Genomic DNA, 17384 nt, shown 5'->3' with positions numbered 1-17384 from the left:
CTGACTGACTTTACTTCTTGATAATTTTAAATGTTTTCAACACATTATTTCCGGATGAGACTCTCAGAATATACATTCCGGATGGGTTTTGAATCATATCGATTGTGGTCTCTTTGCTTTGGATCTTAGCATTTTGAACTGACTTTCCCGAGGCATCAAAAAGCTCATATGAGGGATTATCCCTAGAAAAACCAGGGAAATTCAAGAGTAATATAGAAGTGGTTGGATTGGGGTACACCTTCATTTCAAGGGTAACATTGGCAAAATCATCCACCCCGAGTAATGTAATTTCATACGGTTGCTGTACCCCCTGAATAATGGAGTTCCCACCAGCAGAAACGGTTTCTTGGAAAACCTGCCCTATCGAATAACTGACGCTTCCGCTACCTGCGGAAACATCGCCGCCTGAATTATTCACTGATGTTTGTGCATTGCAAATGCATAAACCAGCTGCGGAGAAAACAAGAAGAAAAATTTTCATAACTGTTGTTTTTGGAAAAAATGGTTATTAGTATTACGTCTCCAAAATTCTCAATAAAATAATTTTTTCACAACTTGCTTTGTACATTTGGCCCGAAATTCTGTATAAATGGAGTGAAAAACTTTCTCATCAGCAAAAAATCTGCATAAAGCAACGATTCTGCTGAACCCAGCCTAAATATTTTAATTAATTTTCCGTAATTAATGTATAACTTTGACTAAAAACTAAGTCAATGATTACTGCAATTTTAATAGACGATGAGAGCGACGCACTGGAATGCCTAAAATGGGAACTGGAAAACTTTAAGGACGAAATCCGCGTTATCGCAACATTTGACGCCGCATCGGATGCGATCCTTTTCTTAGAAAAAAATGAGGTGGATGCCGTTTTTCTGGATGTTGAAATGCCCGAAATGAGCGGCTTCGAATTTTTGGAAAATTTCACAAAAAGAGATTTTGCCGTAATTATTACCACCGCTTATCAAGATTACGCATTACCGGCGATCAAGAAGCAGTGCCTCGACTTTTTACAAAAACCAACCGATTCTGTAGCGGTGAGACAGTGCATTGAAAAAATTAAAAACTTCAAAAACGAACATGTTTTCATCAATTATTTTGAAGAAAAACTTTATCGAAAGGCCGAAAAAGAAGGTAACAAAAAAATCATCATCAATACAGATGGAAAATTGATGTTCCTGCAACCAGATGATATTATTTACTGCGAAAGTGATGGTAATTACTCTACGATTTATTTGGAAAACGGAAAGAAAATACTTATTTCAACACCTTTAAAACAATTGGAAGAAAAACTCACTGACGATTTTTTTAGAATTCATCACTCTTACATTATCAATATGAACAAGGTCCTGGAATATTTGAAGAACGATTCCCACGTAATTCTATGCAACAACATTAAAATTCCAGTTTCCAGGCAGAAGAAAACAAGTTTTCTGGATCATTTCTGAATTCATTGGGATGAGAGCTTTAGCCATCACTATATTTTTTCTGATTCCTGCCTGTCTTCCTTCGCAGCAGAATATCGTGAATATTACCGCCAATTTAAAAGCAGACAATGCTTTCCTTGACAGTACCTACCAGAAAATTTCGGGTGACACGATTTCCCTTCAGAGATTCTTGTCATTAAGCCAGAAAAATAAAAATAAAACTGCCGAATCATTTTTTTTGAATAAACTCGGTGTTTTCTACCGAAATAAGTCCAATTATTCCAGAGCTTTTGACTTGCATCAAAAGGCATTGGAAATTGCTGAAGACACTAAAAATGTGGAACAAACCATTATCAGTCAGAACTTACTGGGTGTCGTTTTTAGAAGGAGGGACGATATAATTCCTGCCATAAAATATCATCAGAAAGCGTTGGAGCTTGCCGAATCTGTCAAACATCCAAACGAAACAATTTTGAGAAATATTGCCATTTCTTGCAACAGCTTGGGCAATGTTTACCTCACCATGAACCAACTAGACGATGCCCTTGAATATTTCCGAAGATCACTTGGAATAGAGGAAAAAATCAACAACCAATTGGGATTAGCCATCAATCACCAAAATATTGGTGGGATTTTCGAAAAGAAAAATGATTTGGAAACCGCGCTGAAAAACTACCGAAAATCGCTTTTTTACAATAAGAGGATCCATTCAAAATTAGGTGAGCTTATTTGCAACAATAGCATTGGAGGTATCTACCTGAAACAAGGCAGATTGGCCGAAGCAGAAAAATACATTTTGCCCACCATCAAAGAATCTGAAGAGATCCAAGATGATTTTTACACCGCACTCTCCTACATTAACACAGGCTGGCTTTTTATGCTCCAGAACAAATCCAAAGCAAAATCCACGATTTTGAAAGGATTGAAGATTTCTAAAAAAAACAACTTCACTTCTTCCACAATCGACGCCTGTGAACTGCTTTCCAAACTTTATCAGAAAGAAAATAAAGTAGATTCCGCATTGATATTCTATAAAATCTTTGCCACGGAAAAAGAAAAGCTCAATAGCGAAAATACGTTTAAAAGCATCAACGAACTTAAAAACAAATATATACTGGAAAAGCGAAAAAACGAAATCAATGAACTGAGAGAAGCGAAAGAAGAGATGATGATCAAAATGAACTCCACCAAGCTCATTTTCTACGTTTCGCTGATCGTGATTATCATGGGAATCATATTTTACTACTTCATGAGCCGGCAGAAACAATTGCGACAAGAGAGAAAAATGCTGCTGATGGAGCAAGACCTGATCAGGCTTCAGATGAATCCGCACTTTATCTTTAATGCCCTGAATTCCATTAAATCCTATATTGTGAAAAACGACACCGAAAATTCTGTGTATTACTTGAACAAATTTGCCAAAATTTTCCGCAACGTCTTAACTGGAATTCAGCAAAAGGAAACCACACTTAAAAAAGAACTTGAAAATGTGGAAAACTATCTGTCTATCGAAAACATGAGATTCGGCGGAACAATAGATTACACCATAGAGATTGATGAATCGATCAACACGGAAGCGGTGAAAGTACCGGCATTTCTCCTACAGGTTTTCGTGGAAAATGCAATTTGGCATGGTTTAGCGATCAAAAAAGACGAAAAAAAACTCAACATAAAAATTTCCAGATCTAATTCCAAAATCTCCATCGAAATCCAAGACAATGGAATTGGCAGAAAAAAATCTGAAGAAATCAACAACACCAATCCCAGTAGGAAAGAATCTCAAGGAATCCTTATTTCGGAGCGTCGGCTCGAAAGTTTTTACGCCAAAGAATACTCGCTTAAAATACTTGATTTAGTTGATGATCAGAACCGAGCAACGGGAACTTTCGTTCAGCTAAAAATCCCTCAATAAAAAAGCACCGAAAAATCCGGTGCTTTTATAGATTTCTTAACGAGTTCTTACGAGTTCTTCAACGCTTCCGCTCCACCCACGATTTCCAAAATTTCATTGGTAATCGCTGCTTGACGAGCTTTGTTGTAGAAAATTACAAGATCATTTTTCAGAGTTTGAGCGTTGTCTGTAGCTTTGTGCATCGCGGTCATTCTCGCACCGTGCTCCGATGCGATAGAATCCAAAACGGATTTGTAAACCTGCGTTTTAATGGATTTTGGAATCAAAACATCCAGGATTTCTTTTGCATTCGGCTCGAAAATATAATCGGTGTTTGCACTTTCGGTTTTTTCAGCCATTGAAATCGGTAGAACCTGCTCGGTTTTCACTTCCTGCGTTGCCGCATTGATGAATTTGTTATAAATCACGAAAACCTGGTCGAATCTTCCTTCCCGATAATCCTTCATCACGTGTTCCATAAAGTTTGAAACCGCTTCGAAACTCATGGAATCAAAAATAGCACTTTGGTTATCGTAAACCGTTCTGTTCTTTTTTACCGCTTCGAATACTTTTTTACCCACCGAAAGAATCTCCACTTCGTGCTGGGTATTTCCGATTGCTTGATTCAGTTCTTTGATTACAGAAGAGTTGAACGCTCCTGCAAGTCCTTTGTTTGAAGTCACCACAATATAGAGAATTTTTTTCACTTCTCTTTCTGCAGCATAAGTTGCCACCTCTTCCAAATCGGTGGTGGAACTCACGTTTTCAATGATTTCCTGAAGCTTTTCGGAATAGGGTCTCAACATGACAATGGCATCGGTCGCTCTCTTCAGTTTCGCTGCCGAAACCATTTTCATCGCGCTCGTAATCTGCATTGTAGAAGAGATCGAAGTAATTCTTCCTCGTATTTCCTTTAAATTTGCCATTATAAAATTTGGTTCAAAGTTTAAGGTTTGAAGTTTAAGGTTTAAAATCTCAACGAAAAAATGGAAACTTTAAACCTCAAACAAAATTTTTAATTATACTTTGACGCTAATTCAGTTGCTGCTTGTTTTAATACATCAGTTACCGAACCGTCAATTTTTCCGGACTTGATTGCAGCCATAGTTTCAGGGTGCTTGGATTTCAAGAATTCCGTGTATTCTTTCATGAATTCTTTTACCCTCTTAACCGGCACATTTCTCAAAAGGTTTTCAGTTCCAGCATAAACCATCGCTACCTGGTCTTCCACACGAAGCGGAGAGTTTACCGGCTGTTTCAGGATTTCAACGTTTTTCTCACCTTTGGAAATAACGGCAAGTGTAGAAGCATCTAGGTCTGAGCCGAATTTGGCAAAAGCTTCTAACTCTTTATATTGTGCTTGGTCAAGTTTCAATGTACCAGAAACTTTTTTCATGGATTTAATCTGTGCATTTCCTCCAACACGAGAAACAGAGATCCCCACGTTGATTGCAGGACGAACTCCGGAGTTGAACAAGTCGGATTCCAGGAAGATCTGTCCGTCTGTAATAGAAATTACGTTCGTTGGAATATATGCAGAAACGTCCCCCGCTTGGGTTTCAATGATCGGAAGTGCAGTTAAGGATCCACCACCTTTAACCAAAGGTCTTAGAGATTCTGGCAAATCGTTCATTTGAGAAGCGATCGTGTCGTCCGCAATTACTTTTGCTGCTCTTTCCAACAATCTTGAGTGAAGGTAGAAAACGTCTCCAGGATATGCTTCACGTCCCGGTGGTCTTCTCAAAAGTAGAGAAAGTTCTCGGTAAGCAACTGCCTGTTTAGACAAGTCATCATAAATAATCAAAGCCGGTCTTCCTGTATCACGGAAATACTCACCGATTGCAGCTCCTGCCATTGGTGCATAAACCTGCATTGGTGAAGGGTCAGAAGCGTTTGCAGCAACAACTACGGTGTATGCCAAAGCTCCTTTATCTGCCAAAGTCTGAACGATTTGTGCTACAGTGGAACCTTTTTGTCCAACAGCAACATATATACAGAATACAGGTTCGCCTGCATCGTAGAATTCTTTTTGGTTAAGGATCGTGTCAATTGCAACGGTGGTTTTCCCGGTTTGACGGTCACCGATGATCAACTCTCTTTGTCCTCTTCCGATTGGGATCATGGAGTCGATAGCCACGATTCCTGTTTGCAACGGCTCATTTACCGGTTGACGGAAAATTACACCCGGAGCTTTTCTTTCCAATGGCATTTCGTAAAGATCACCTGTGATTGGACCTTTTCCGTCGATTGGATTTCCGAGCGTATCTACTACTCTTCCCAACATTCCCTCTCCTACTTTGATGGAGGAAATTCTGTTGGTTCTGTTTACAGTATCACCTTCCTTCACTAATTTTGATTCACCAAGAAGGGCAACTCCCACGTTGTCTTCTGCCAGGTTCAATACGATTCCTTCAATACCGCTCTGGAATTTCACCAATTCACCGTACTGAACATTTTCTAAACCGTACACTAAAGCGATACCATCACCGATGGTCAAAACAGTTCCCACTTCTTCCACATTTGTCTGTGTATCAAAGTTTGCCAACTGCTGTTTAAGGATTGCAGATACTTCTGCCGGATTTATTTCTGCCATTTTATGGTTGTTTTTGTCTTAATTTAATTGAAATTCTTTTCTCAGTTTGTTCAGTTTGGTTCTTACTGAAGCATCCACTTGCTGATCGCCAACTCTTAAGATATAACCTCCCAAGATTTCAGGATTGATGATGGATTTCACGTCGAATTTATTGTCGTGATTCACCAAAGAGGTAGATTTAAGTATGTTATCGATGTTTTCACCGGAAAGTTTTGTGGCGGAAGTCAGCGTAATTCTCTGAACACCGTTCATATCTTCCACTTTGTTGATGAATTCCTGTGCAATCTGCTGCAATTGACTTTCTCTTCCGTGCTTGATGACCAACTGGATGAGATTCTTTGTCACAGGAGAAAACCCTTTGAAAATCTCCACTGCAACACCCAGTTTTTTCTTCACGTCGATAATGGGTGAATTGAAGAAATTCTGCAATTCCTTGGAACCCGAAATGGTTTTCAAAACGTCACCCATTTCCGTAAAAACCGAATTGGTGTTTCCCGTTTCCTGCGTGAAATTAAGCAAACCTTGAGCGTATCTTTTTGCTACTTTACCTGTAAGCATTTTCAGTTCAGATTAGTTTTGTTAAGAATATTTTCCACCAAAGCGTTTTGCGCGCCATCGTTGTCTAGCTTTTGCTTCAAGATAGACTCAGCGATGTTTACAGAAAGTGCGCCGATTTGGTTTTTGATCTCCGCCATTGCTGCAGATTTTTCAGCCTGGATGGACTGCCTTGCCTGCTCAATCATTTTGTCGCCTTCTGCTTTAGCAGCATCTTTAGCTTCACCCACAATTCTTTCCTTGATTTCTCTGGCTTCCTTCAAGATATTGTCTCTTTCCACTTTGGCTTCGCGGATGATGTTCTCGTTTTCTGCCTTTAAATTCTGAACTTCCTGCTTTGCTAATTTTGCCTGGTTCAAAGAATCCACAATCGTCACTTCTCTTTCGTTCAAAGCGTCAAGGATAGGTTTCCAAGCAAATTTTTTCAAAACTAAGATAAGCACGATGAAAATCAGCGACTGGATGATGAATAGACCTGATGAAAAATTTTCTAATAATCCCATAATGAGTTATGATAAAATATTGTAATTGTTTTTAATTTTTTAAAAAATCATCTGCCGTAACCAACCGTTCCCGGCAGATGAAAGTTTTTCACTTCTTAGTTTACAGCGAATAATGCAGCAAACGCAACCCCTTCTACAAGAGCTGCCGCGATCAACATCGCAGTTTGAAGTTTACCAAATTGTTCAGGTTGTCTAGCCATACCTTCCAAAGCAGCAGCACCGATTTTTCCGATACCGATACCTGTTCCGATTACTACTAAACCTGCACCAATGATTTTAGGCATTTCCATAATATATAATTTTAAAAAATTAGTTCGTTTCTGTTATGAGATTAACTCGTGTCTCTTGTCTGCTAATGAGTCAATCCTCCTTCTTCTCCTTCGTGTCCGTGTTCTTCATTTGCCATTCCGAAATACACTGCGGAAAGCATTGTGAAGATATAAGCTTGCAGGAATGCCACCAAAACTTCCAATAAATACAATACGAAAGTAAGGAATGGGAACGCAACTCCGGCGATTACATTTTTAAATACGTAGATCAGTCCGATCAAACTCATCACAATTAAGTGTCCTGCAGACATGTTCGCAAAGAGACGAATCAACAGTGAGAACGGTTTGATGAACATTCCGATCACCTCAATCGGCATCATGATCAGTTTCATTGGCCAGGGCAATCCCGGCATCCAGAAAATGTGTTGCCAGTAATGCCTGTTTGCAGTAAACTGCGTGATGAAGAAAGTGATAATCGCTAATGCGAAAGTAATTGCGATGTTTCCGGTAACATTAATTCCGAAAGGCATCAAACCAAATAAGTTCAAAATCAGGATGAAGAAAAACACGGTCAATAAATAACTCATGTATTTTTTATAATTATGACCGATGTTTGGTTTGGCGATATCGTCTCTGATGAATAGAACGATCGGTTCCAATAATTTTCCGGGACCTGATGGAACTAAAGATTTTTTGTAGTTTTTAGCCATAGAACTAAAAATCCAAAACATCAAAAGTGCAGTAACGATAATCATCAGAACACTTTTCGTGATTGAGAAATCCCATACTTTTTCATTGGTTGCGTGGTGATGTTCATCAAGAGTTAAAGATCCATCGGGATTAGCTTTTAGAATTCTTTCATGGAAAAGTGCGTATTTTGCACCTTTACTTTCCACAATTTCGAATTTATTTCCGTGCGCATCGGTTGTTGGCTGAAAAGCTGAACTCATCATTGTGTGAAGTCCGTTTGCTTCATCATAAAAAATTACCGGAAGCGGAAAACCGATTGGAGTTTCAGTACCGTCTGCGTTTTTCTTTGCCAAAATGGTGAAACTGTGTCCATCCAAAACGTGGTGCTGTTTGAATGCATTCACTTCTTCCATTGATTTCTCTTTTTCAGAAATCGGCGCTTTGGCTTCAGTTTCTTGCTGTGTTGCAGGTGCTTCAGCCGTTTCATGCTGTGCGTTTGCGATAGAAAATGTCGATAAAAAACCTAATACAAGTACTACTCTTTTCAGCATTGATATATCTTATTTTAAAGTTTTGCAAAAATAGGACAAATAATCATAATATGGAAATCAATTTTTGATGATTTTTTTCATTTTTGATTTTCGTAGAAACTTTGAGAATTGACGGATTAAAACTACTGTTTAAAATGTTTCACAAAACAGATTCCCAATCGCTTTCATTGCACATTTAAGACATCCCATTAATGAAAATGGTGAAATAAAAATTGGAAACATTACATATCAATTAAAAGACAGATTTTCAAGAAAATTTCTGCAATCTAAAACTGGGATATCAGAAAAATAAAAACCTGTGACATATTAGGTAATGATCATGATAAAACCTGAATTTATCGACGAATAATATTCCGTGGTCGCAATATGTATTCTTAGAAAAAGAATATCAATTTTATTTTTTGCTGAAGCGGTTCCACTCTTCTTTTCCGCAAAATAAAAAGCAATCGCCAGACAAATTGGTGAAGTGTAAACTTGGAATTTCGAATGGTCAGTTAAACTAGTAATTTTCGCTGCATCAGTAAATATGGGATAATGCCGGTTCAAATCCACAACTAAAATAATGGCATCTAAAAAGAACTTCTCCTCTTAGATTTAAAGAATTCTGATTTCAGTTTTTTCCGGGAAGAAGGTTTTCTAAATTCCGCCATCATTATGAATTTATATGATTAAGATAAAAAGTTTATCCATAAAAATACCAAAATACTAGGACATGTCTTCGGATTCAGCTTGATTATCAACCGATTCCTTGTTTGCAAACTCATTCTGAATCAATTTCACCGCATACAAAGTTTCCAGCAAAAGTGAAATCAGGTAAGGAATAATGAAGTGGACTTTGTAATTGGGAACTTCGCTCAGATGAAGTTTGTTCATTGCCAGAAACATAATCATCAACTTGAACATCACCAAACCCATGAACGCAAAACCGATGTAGGTGGGAAAAATGTTTTTAATGATGGAAAGTATAGTCACCACCGTCACAAAAAGCAGGGTCAGGAAAAGATAATACTTAATGAAAGTCGGCTCTAAACCGATTTTCAGCCATTGCCAAATCCCGAAATGCACAAAAAACATCAAAAAATACAGTATTATATATAAGGTGTTACTTTTTATCTTCATTCTGAATATTTTTCAGTTGGTTTAGTAAATTATAGAAAGCCAGTCCCATCCCAAGCAAACCGATTCCGAGCGTCAAGAGATTACTTTCAATCCCAAAATGGTCATTCAGTTTTTTCCCGCCCCAGAAAGCAAGCCCCATCGTGGCCAACATCTGGAAGACAATTCCGGAATAAACTCCGTACTGCCGCAAACTGTTGCCGGCAAATTTTTTCTCGTCTTCAGGAGTGAAATTCTCGTGACTGGAATTATGTTCGGACATTTTGCAAAAATAGGAATTTAAGTTGGTTTTACATTTTTGTCATTGTGTGAGACGAAACGCGCATTTTGAAATGAGAGTCAAACACAGGTTAAAAGCATTAATATTCTAACAACGAAAAGCACAAAAATAAATGCTTTAGAACTAGAAATACATAAAAATATGTAAGTAATAAGCGCACAAAAGTCAAGAAATCACTGTCTGCTGGCAGACAGGTCCAATTTTTTCTTTTGTGACCCATTAATCGACTTATTTTGCAGACCACTTTTTGTATTTAACTTTTGTGGTTGATTCATTCTGAAGTATTTTGGAGGGTGTGTGCTTTTTACATTTTTAATGGGCATAAGTTGAATCAAACAGCCAAATTTAAACAATTATCCAAATTTTCCCTATTTTTGCAAATCTTAAACAATAAATAATGTTCAACAGTTTACAGGACAAATTAGATAAGGCCCTACACAATATTTCCGGACGTGGAAAAATCACTGAAATCAACGTGGCCGAAACGGTCAAAGAGATTCGCCGCGCCTTGGTTGATGCCGATGTGAACTACAAAATCGCAAAAGATTTAACCAAAAGAGTTCAGGACAAAGCGTTAGGACAAAATGTTTTGACAAGTTTGACTCCCGGACAGTTAATGACCAAAATCGTTCATGATGAATTGGTCGATTTGATGGGTGGAACTCAGGAAGGAATCAATCTCTCCGGAAAACCATCGGTGGTTTTGATTGCCGGACTTCAAGGCTCAGGTAAAACTACCTTTTCCGGGAAATTGGCGAATTACCTAAAACAAAAAAGAAATAAGAAGCCGCTTTTGGTGGCGTGTGACGTTTACAGACCTGCAGCAATCGACCAGCTGAAAATTCTGGGTCAGCAAACCGGAATTCCGGTTTACACTGAAGAAGGTGCCACAAATCCTTCCGCAATTGCAGAAAATGCAGTGAAATTCGCTAAAGCGAACAATCACGATGTGGTGATCGTAGATACGGCGGGACGTTTGGCGATTGACGAACAAATGATGAACGAAATAAAATCCGTTCATTTTTTCATCAAACCAGACGAAACCCTTTTCGTGGTGGATTCCATGACCGGACAGGATGCGGTGAATACCGCGAAAGCATTCAACGAGGCTTTGAATTTCGACGGGGTAGTCTTAACGAAATTAGATGGTGATACCCGTGGTGGTGCTGCTTTGACGATTCGTTCCGTAGTTGAAAAACCAATCAAGTTCATTTCAACCGGCGAAAAAATGGAAGCACTGGACGTTTTCTATCCGGAAAGAATGGCGGACCGAATCCTGGGAATGGGAGACGTGGTTTCCCTTGTGGAAAGAGCACAGGAACAGTTCGATGAAGAAGAAGCAAAAAAACTGCAAAGAAAGATTGCTAAGAACGAATTTGGTTTTGACGATTTCTTAAAACAAATCAACCAGATCAAAAAAATGGGAAACATGAAGGATTTGATGGGAATGATTCCGGGAGTTGGAAAAGCAATAAAAGATGTGGATATTCAGGATGACGCCTTTAAACATATTGAAGCAATTATCCATTCGATGACGCCGGAGGAAAGAAGACGACCTTCCATCATCAATACCCAAAGAAAAAATAGGATTGCGAGAGGCGCCGGAAGAAAAATAGAGGATGTGAACCAACTGATGAAACAATTCGAACAGATGGGCAAAATGATGAAGATGATGCAGGGACCGCAAGGAAAACAGATGATGGAAATGATGAGCAAAGGAATGCCGAAAATCCCCGGAATGGGTGGAAACCTTTTTGGAAGATAATCAGAAGGACGAAATACGAAATACGAAAAATCCCGGATCTCGCGATTCGGGATTTTTTATGGATATTTTTTTTTGTTTCTCTATTTGAAAAACAGTGATACGCCCGCATTGACACCGAAAGTATCTACCGTAGTTTTCACTTTTACTGATTCCACGGTTTCATTGGTTGTGAAGCTGTTATATCCAACACCTAAATCAAATCCAATGCTTGAATTCAGCAAATACACCATTCCACCTTTTGCCCCCCAAAGCAGACCTCCTTTCGTAGTTTCACTGTCATTGTAAAAATCTGTTGAAGTTGCACTTCCGTAACCAACACCAGCTCCCAAATAGGGTCTTACTTTAGTTCCGGTTGCGAAGAAATAGGTTGCATTTGGCAAAACCGCAATCATAGACTGATTTTCTTCATAATTTACGCCAACCATGGAATTCTTGAAAGTTGTTTTGGTAGAAGTGTAACTAAGATCCACTCCGATAGCAAGGTTGCTTATTGCAAAATACCCCACGCTTGGTGTAATAGAAAAAGATGAAACTTTAGGACCGTCGATTGTTTGTCCCTCTGCACTGTATTTGGAGGTAGCAGAATTAAAACCGATTCCTGTTTTACCTGAAACAATCCAGCTTCCTTTTTCCATTTGAGCATTCATAGCCCCACAAAGTGCAAAAGCACCCACTAATAATAATTTCTTCATAGTTTTTTGTTAAGATTAGCGGCAAAAATAAGCAATTTACCTGAAGCGCACATGGAATAATTGAAAAAAATGATCAGGTCCCTCAGATTTAGGCAAAAAAAATACCGCCCCAGTTCTTGAGGCGGTACATTACTATTTTTTGATTATTTTCCAAATTTATAAGCTAAACCTACCTGGAAAACATTGTTTTTTCTTTTATCTCCTCCAGAATTATCTTTGTCAACTTCAGTCATACCTGCAACATATCTTGCAGTAAGCCCGATCTGTGGTGTGAAGAAATAACCCGCACCCAAGCCGATACCGAAATCAAAAGAATTAACAGAATCCTTGATATCTAGCGATTCTCCATCTCCTTTCGCTTTTGCACTAAGCAAGAAGCTGAATTCTGGTCCTGCCTCCAAATATAAATTAGGCAGTGCATTGTACTGGAACATTACGGGCACTGAAATATAATCCAATGCTGCGGTAGCTTTCATATCTTCTTCTTTTATCTTAGCACCTTTACCGCTGTATAGTACTTCCGGCTGAATACTGAAGTTCGTCGCAACAGGCATATTCATGAATGCACCAGCATTAAGGCTTATTCTTGAACCATCTCCTTTAGTAACGGAAGCAACGTTCATACCTGCTTTAAGTCCAAAGGTTTGAGCACTCATTGCTCCAAAAAGTGCCAATGCACCAGCTAAAAATAATTTTCTCATGATTAAAAAATTTTAATTTGTTTCGGCAAATATAAAATCTTTTTTTTAATCCACAAATTTTCCGCTGTTTTTTTTTCATTTTGTTCTTAATAACTATTAAAAGTATGACAAAAACATAATAATAGCTTAATGTGGAAATGTGGATAACTACTCATCTCTCAATCTCTTTTCTTCTTTTCCGTAGGCAGTAATGATTTTCCGCACCACAGGATGCCGCACCACATCTTCTTCGGTAAGGTGCACAAAGCCAATTTCTTCCACATCTTTAAGAATTCGCATGGCTTCTTTGAGTCCGGATTTCTGCTTCATCGGCAAATCCACCTGACTTGGGTCACCGGTAATAATGAATTTGGCGTTCATTCCCATTCTGGTCAGAAACATCTTCATCTGTGCATGCGTTGTATTCTGGGCTTCATCCAGAATTACAAATGCTTCATCCAGTGTTCTTCCGCGCATAAATGCGAGAGGCGCCACTTCGATGACTTTCTTTTCAATAAATCCTTCGAGTTTTTCATGCGGAAACATGTCGCGGAGTGCGTCATAAAGGGGCTGTAAATAGGGATCCAGTTTTTCCTTCAGATCTCCCGGCAAGAATCCCAGACTTTCTCCCGCTTCCACCGCAGGTCTCGTCAGAATAATTCTTTTTACTTCCCGGTCCCGCAAAGCTCTTGCCGCCAAAGCGACACTGGTATAGGTTTTTCCGGTTCCGGCAGGTCCAATTGCAAAGACCATGTCTTTTACCTGGGATTCCTTCACGAGCTTCTTCAAATTGGTGGTTTTGGCCTTGATTACTTTTCCATTCACCCCTTTCACGATGATATCCTGGTCGAAAACCAGTTGCTTTTCATTTTCATCCTTAATTTTAAGGATGTTTTCGATGTCTTTTAAAGTAATGTCGTTATTTTTTGAGATAAAACCTACAATATCGTCCAATTTGGTTTTTAGGATATCCAAAGCATCCTGATTTCCCATGGCGAAAATGAAAAGGTCTCTTCCCGTAATTTTCAGCGTTGGAAAACTGGACTTGATGAGGTTAAAATATTGATTATTGGGCCCGTAAAAGGTTTTTGAAGCAATTCCGGTGATTTCGTAATTCAGTTCAAACATCTATCTTCTGATTGTTTAATATTTTGTTAAAAGTATCAATTTTATTTTGAAATTCAAGTTTTACTTTTCCACAATGGGGGGAAAAAATATTTTTTTGGGTTAAATTTGCCCAACTTCTATTTTTTTAATGGCTATCATTACACTCACCTCTGATTACGGTCTTACTGATTACAGGGTTCCCGCTGTGAAGGGCAAGATTCTGTCTTTGAAAGAGGACATCCAGATTGTTGATATTTCACATGAGATCCAGGCATACGACCTTTTGCAAACGGCTTACATCGTAAGAAACGCCTACTCTTTTTTCCCAAAAGGCACGGTCCACATTATTTCCGTGGACAGTTTTTTTAACAAAAGCAGAAAATCTATCCTGTATAAAGCAGACGGTCACTATTTCATCGCAGCAGACAATGGCTTATTGAGCCTTATATTTTTTGATCAAAAACCAGAGGCGGTTTACGAAATCACTTTAAATAACAGGTTTGATGACGAAGTGACATTTACCTCTACTGACATCTTTGTTCCGGTTGCAGTGCATCTTCAGAATGGAGGTTTACCTGAAGTAATCGGGAGGAAGTTCAAATCTCCAAAACAATTGTCTTTTCCCAAACCGGTATTTAATGAAAACGAACGGATGATCATTGGGGAGGTGATGTATGTGGATAATTTCGGCAATGTGATTTCGAACATCAGCAAAAGCTTTTTTGAAAATTGTGGAATCGGATCCGAAAAGTTCATCATTAAATTTAGAAATTTAGCACTTTCAAAAATACACGACCGGTACACCGCTTTGGTCGGAAACTGGCAAAAAGAACATGAATACCATGGAAAATCAGCCGCGATCTTCAACAATGCCGGATTACTTGAACTTACGATCTACAAAGGAAATGCAAACAGCGGCGCGAAAACACTTTTCGGATTGAAAGTGGGCGAAAACATATTCATTGAATTCCAATAAGCTTTCCGAAGCAAAAACCAAAAACCAAAAGCCAGCTCGTTGCGAACTGGCTTTTATTTTTCTGTGCAATATTTTTATCTGATGATTTTTTTGGTAACTGTTTCTAAGGTAGTGGTTACGCTCACCAAATAGGTTCCTTTGGGATTTCGTGAAAGGTCAATTTTCTCGGAATTACCTCCTGTTTTTGCACCAGACATCATCAGCTTTCCAGAAGCATCAAATACCTGGTAAGAAATTATTCTGTCTTTTGAGGTGATGCTAAACATTCCATTCTGCTCTGTCTTGGCAATTAAAACTCCCTTGTTCAGGTCATTTTCACCAGTTGCCAAGGTCACACATTCAAAAGTAGCCTTCCAACCTGCCCCCACAACTGCCGGATCAGACAGGAACGTCACGGTGATCGCACCTGTAGCATGGGTGGACTGAAACGGACCAGGAATCGTTGTTCCGCTGATGTTACTTCCACCCGCAAATTTCGGAGATGCAGTAGAAGGTCCATCATAAACATTCATAAAGTCGTATCCTTGCTCAGTATCAAATTGGGTGAAAGTTATTTTCATTTTATCTCCTGCATTGGCCGGGTAAAAAGTTTTCGTCAAAGTCTGATTTGGAAAATAATTGGCGTCTGGACCCCCCGGATCGGTAAACATTACTCCGTTGCACCAATTGGCATCGGTCAGAAGCATTTCTTCGACTTGGAACGCTTCGGGACCTGAACAGCCTAAAGTTCCCACCATGATTTTGTAATAGGTTCCTTCCTGTAGATTGTTGACCGTAAAGACCTTATTTGTGGTGGTTCCGTTTTGGATCACCGTTCCGTCCATTTTGGCAACGCGGTATTTCCAGCTAGTTCCGATATTATCCACAATGGTGGCTGTTGCAGAGTTCGCGGTCACATTAGACAGATTAATTCCCGTCACAGTTTGCGGGCAGCTTGTGATACAATTTGTCCCCAGACAACCGCTTGCATTAACTCTACTGCGGATCAATGCCCCTGGTTGTGGTCCAAATCCATTTGCAAAATTAATTCCCACCGAACTAACCAAATGGCAATAACTCATAATCGTTCCCCCTGTCGCGGTTGGAAGCGGACCGTTGCAGCCTTCGTTATTTCCAGACGCAGGACCACATCCGTCAATTGCTGTGTTATTTCCATTCCATGCACATGCGTGGGTGTGCGGCGAACCTAAGTTATGCCCTATTTCATGGGTCATTGCTTCGATATTCCACGAATAGGTCGGAACATTTTGATAAGTTTGGTTTACTCCGGAATAGGAATATCTGTAACTGGTGCAGAGTGCATCAACCCAGGCAATACTGGTGGTAGCTGGATTTCTAAGCAGCTGTGCGACATCTCCGTCAAAGCTTGTTCTTGTATTTCGAAATTGATTCAGAATATTGGATGGTGAACCAGAATAAGGATCAGTACTCGTCCATACATAAACCTGGCTCAAAGCCACCGTAATACCATCATTGGCATAAAGGGTAGCAATGTTGTTATGCATCGCGGTTACCCAGTTCACGGTGGCGGGTATACTGCTTCCATTTTGGGTATAGGGTCCATAACCCGCTTCATAATAGATTCGGACGCAATTATCGGTTGCTTTCGTGGTCATCATATTCGGGTGGTAAACCGGCATCGATTTTTGGTTTTCTATCAGTTCATCGGCGCCGCAAACAAAAGGATTCGCACCTTTGAGCTTCTGGTCATTATAGACAACAAAATCATCAGTGTTCTTCGCTTTGGCAATCACAATGTTTCCAATATTCTTAACAGAAGTTACGCCCACAACATCGTTTTCAAAGAAAGTAACTGCAACCAACGATTCGTTGTCTCCTTTCACAATACCTTGGTAATACACTCCTGGTGAATAATTTACAAATCCCTTGTCAGTATTGACTTTAAAATCATGAGTGAAAAAACTGTTTCTGATCAAATCAACTGTAATGGTAGTTCCTTCAAACGGAAAATCCATTTGCAACGCATCTGGTCTCTCAGTTGTGATTCTTTGGATTTCTGAGCTGGAAAGCTTCATCACGGTGATATCGTCCGCAGCATTTTTATAGATCGCCAATTTCTGAGGCGACTGATCCACCGCAAACGGGCTGTACTTAACGAAGGTTTTTTTTGCCAAATGGGCATTTCTTACCTTTTGTGCGACTGGCTTCAAATCTTGCGAATATCCAAAACCAAAAAATGCCAAACTCAGGCAAATCTGTAATATTCTTTTCATGTTCTTAATTAATTGATTTAAGTATTACAAAAAAAGTAAAAAAAAACGATATCTTATG

17 protein-coding genes are annotated in these 17384 nt (G+C 39.2%); 4 read left to right on the top strand and 13 right to left on the bottom strand.

The genetic code is table 11. The annotated features are described in order from the left end of the window. Window positions 1-10 precede the first annotated feature (10 nt). Entirely contained in the window at window positions 11-481 is a 471-nt protein-coding gene (locus tag L0951_RS07025) for a T9SS type A sorting domain-containing protein (protein WP_234110520.1), read from the bottom strand. A 232-nt stretch (window positions 482-713) separates the two neighbouring features. On the opposite strand from L0951_RS07025, the gene L0951_RS07020 reads away from it, so the two are divergent. Next, window positions 714-1445 (top strand): LytR/AlgR family response regulator transcription factor, encoded by a 732-nt coding sequence (locus tag L0951_RS07020; RefSeq protein WP_234110519.1) that lies wholly within the window; start codon window positions 714-716, stop codon window positions 1443-1445. 10 nt (window positions 1446-1455) lie between these two features. Next, window positions 1456-3336: a tetratricopeptide repeat protein gene (locus L0951_RS07015; RefSeq protein ID WP_234110518.1), complete on the top strand. Its 1881-nt coding sequence runs from the start codon at window positions 1456-1458 to the stop codon at window positions 3334-3336. Between the two features lie 47 nt (window positions 3337-3383). On the opposite strand, the gene atpG is transcribed toward L0951_RS07015, so the two are convergent. From atpG to L0951_RS06975, 8 genes are all read right to left on the bottom strand, one after another. Then, entirely contained in the window at window positions 3384-4241 is an 858-nt protein-coding gene (gene atpG / locus L0951_RS07010; protein ID WP_234110517.1) for an ATP synthase F1 subunit gamma, read from the bottom strand. A gap of 89 nt (window positions 4242-4330) precedes the next feature. Further along, window positions 4331-5908 carry a F0F1 ATP synthase subunit alpha gene (gene atpA, locus L0951_RS07005; RefSeq protein WP_234110516.1) on the bottom strand — a complete coding sequence of 526 codons (1578 nt, stop codon included), beginning with the start codon at window positions 5906-5908 and terminating at the stop codon, window positions 4331-4333. Between the two features lie 18 nt (window positions 5909-5926). After that, a complete protein-coding gene (gene atpH, locus L0951_RS07000) occupies window positions 5927-6466 on the bottom strand; it encodes an ATP synthase F1 subunit delta (RefSeq protein ID WP_234110515.1) in 540 nt (179 codons plus the stop codon). Window positions 6467-6468: 2 nt separating this feature from the next. Beyond that, window positions 6469-6966: a F0F1 ATP synthase subunit B gene (gene atpF / locus L0951_RS06995; protein WP_234110514.1), complete on the bottom strand. Its 498-nt coding sequence runs from the start codon at window positions 6964-6966 to the stop codon at window positions 6469-6471. A 95-nt stretch (window positions 6967-7061) separates the two neighbouring features. Next, window positions 7062-7256 carry an ATP synthase F0 subunit C gene (atpE, locus tag L0951_RS06990; RefSeq protein WP_048498244.1) on the bottom strand — a complete coding sequence of 65 codons (195 nt, stop codon included), beginning with the start codon at window positions 7254-7256 and terminating at the stop codon, window positions 7062-7064. Between the two features lie 62 nt (window positions 7257-7318). Continuing rightward, on the bottom strand, window positions 7319-8476 hold the full coding sequence (gene atpB / locus L0951_RS06985; RefSeq protein ID WP_234110513.1) for a F0F1 ATP synthase subunit A: 1158 nt from the start codon (window positions 8474-8476) through the stop codon (window positions 7319-7321). Between the two features lie 705 nt (window positions 8477-9181). After that, window positions 9182-9595, bottom strand: coding sequence for a hypothetical protein (locus L0951_RS06980; RefSeq protein WP_234110512.1), 414 nt, complete (start codon window positions 9593-9595; stop codon window positions 9182-9184). Next, window positions 9579-9854: an AtpZ/AtpI family protein gene (locus L0951_RS06975; protein ID WP_234110511.1), complete on the bottom strand. Its 276-nt coding sequence runs from the start codon at window positions 9852-9854 to the stop codon at window positions 9579-9581. The genes L0951_RS06980 and L0951_RS06975 overlap by 17 nt, the downstream gene beginning before the upstream one ends. A 415-nt stretch (window positions 9855-10269) precedes the next feature. Here L0951_RS06975 and ffh point away from each other — a divergent pair, with 415 nt between their 5' ends. Continuing rightward, window positions 10270-11637, top strand: coding sequence for a signal recognition particle protein (gene ffh / locus L0951_RS06970; RefSeq protein WP_234110510.1), 1368 nt, complete (start codon window positions 10270-10272; stop codon window positions 11635-11637). A gap of 80 nt (window positions 11638-11717) precedes the next feature. Here the strand turns inward: ffh and L0951_RS06965 are convergent, their stop codons facing one another. The 3 genes from L0951_RS06965 to L0951_RS06955 form a co-directional block, all read right to left on the bottom strand. Then, window positions 11718-12329: an OmpW family outer membrane protein gene (locus L0951_RS06965; RefSeq protein WP_234110509.1), complete on the bottom strand. Its 612-nt coding sequence runs from the start codon at window positions 12327-12329 to the stop codon at window positions 11718-11720. A 143-nt stretch (window positions 12330-12472) separates the two neighbouring features. Continuing rightward, window positions 12473-13030 (bottom strand): porin family protein, encoded by a 558-nt coding sequence (locus L0951_RS06960; protein WP_234110508.1) that lies wholly within the window; start codon window positions 13028-13030, stop codon window positions 12473-12475. 147 nt (window positions 13031-13177) lie between these two features. Beyond that, on the bottom strand, window positions 13178-14137 hold the full coding sequence (locus L0951_RS06955) for a PhoH family protein (RefSeq protein WP_234110507.1): 960 nt from the start codon (window positions 14135-14137) through the stop codon (window positions 13178-13180). 127 nt (window positions 14138-14264) lie between these two features. On the opposite strand from L0951_RS06955, the gene L0951_RS06950 reads away from it, so the two are divergent. After that, window positions 14265-15092: an S-adenosyl-l-methionine hydroxide adenosyltransferase family protein gene (locus L0951_RS06950; protein WP_234110506.1), complete on the top strand. Its 828-nt coding sequence runs from the start codon at window positions 14265-14267 to the stop codon at window positions 15090-15092. Window positions 15093-15166: 74 nt separating this feature from the next. Here the strand turns inward: L0951_RS06950 and L0951_RS06945 are convergent, their stop codons facing one another. Beyond that, window positions 15167-17326: a M12 family metallo-peptidase gene (locus L0951_RS06945; protein WP_234110505.1), complete on the bottom strand. Its 2160-nt coding sequence runs from the start codon at window positions 17324-17326 to the stop codon at window positions 15167-15169. Between the last annotated feature and the right edge of the window lie 58 nt (window positions 17327-17384).

This window comes from Chryseobacterium sp. R2A-55 (assembly GCF_021401085.1).
In the GTDB taxonomy this organism is placed as follows: domain Bacteria; phylum Bacteroidota; class Bacteroidia; order Flavobacteriales; family Weeksellaceae; genus Kaistella.
The sequence above is the reverse complement of the archived record's forward strand: the minus strand, read 5'-3'. Positions and strand labels throughout refer to the sequence as shown.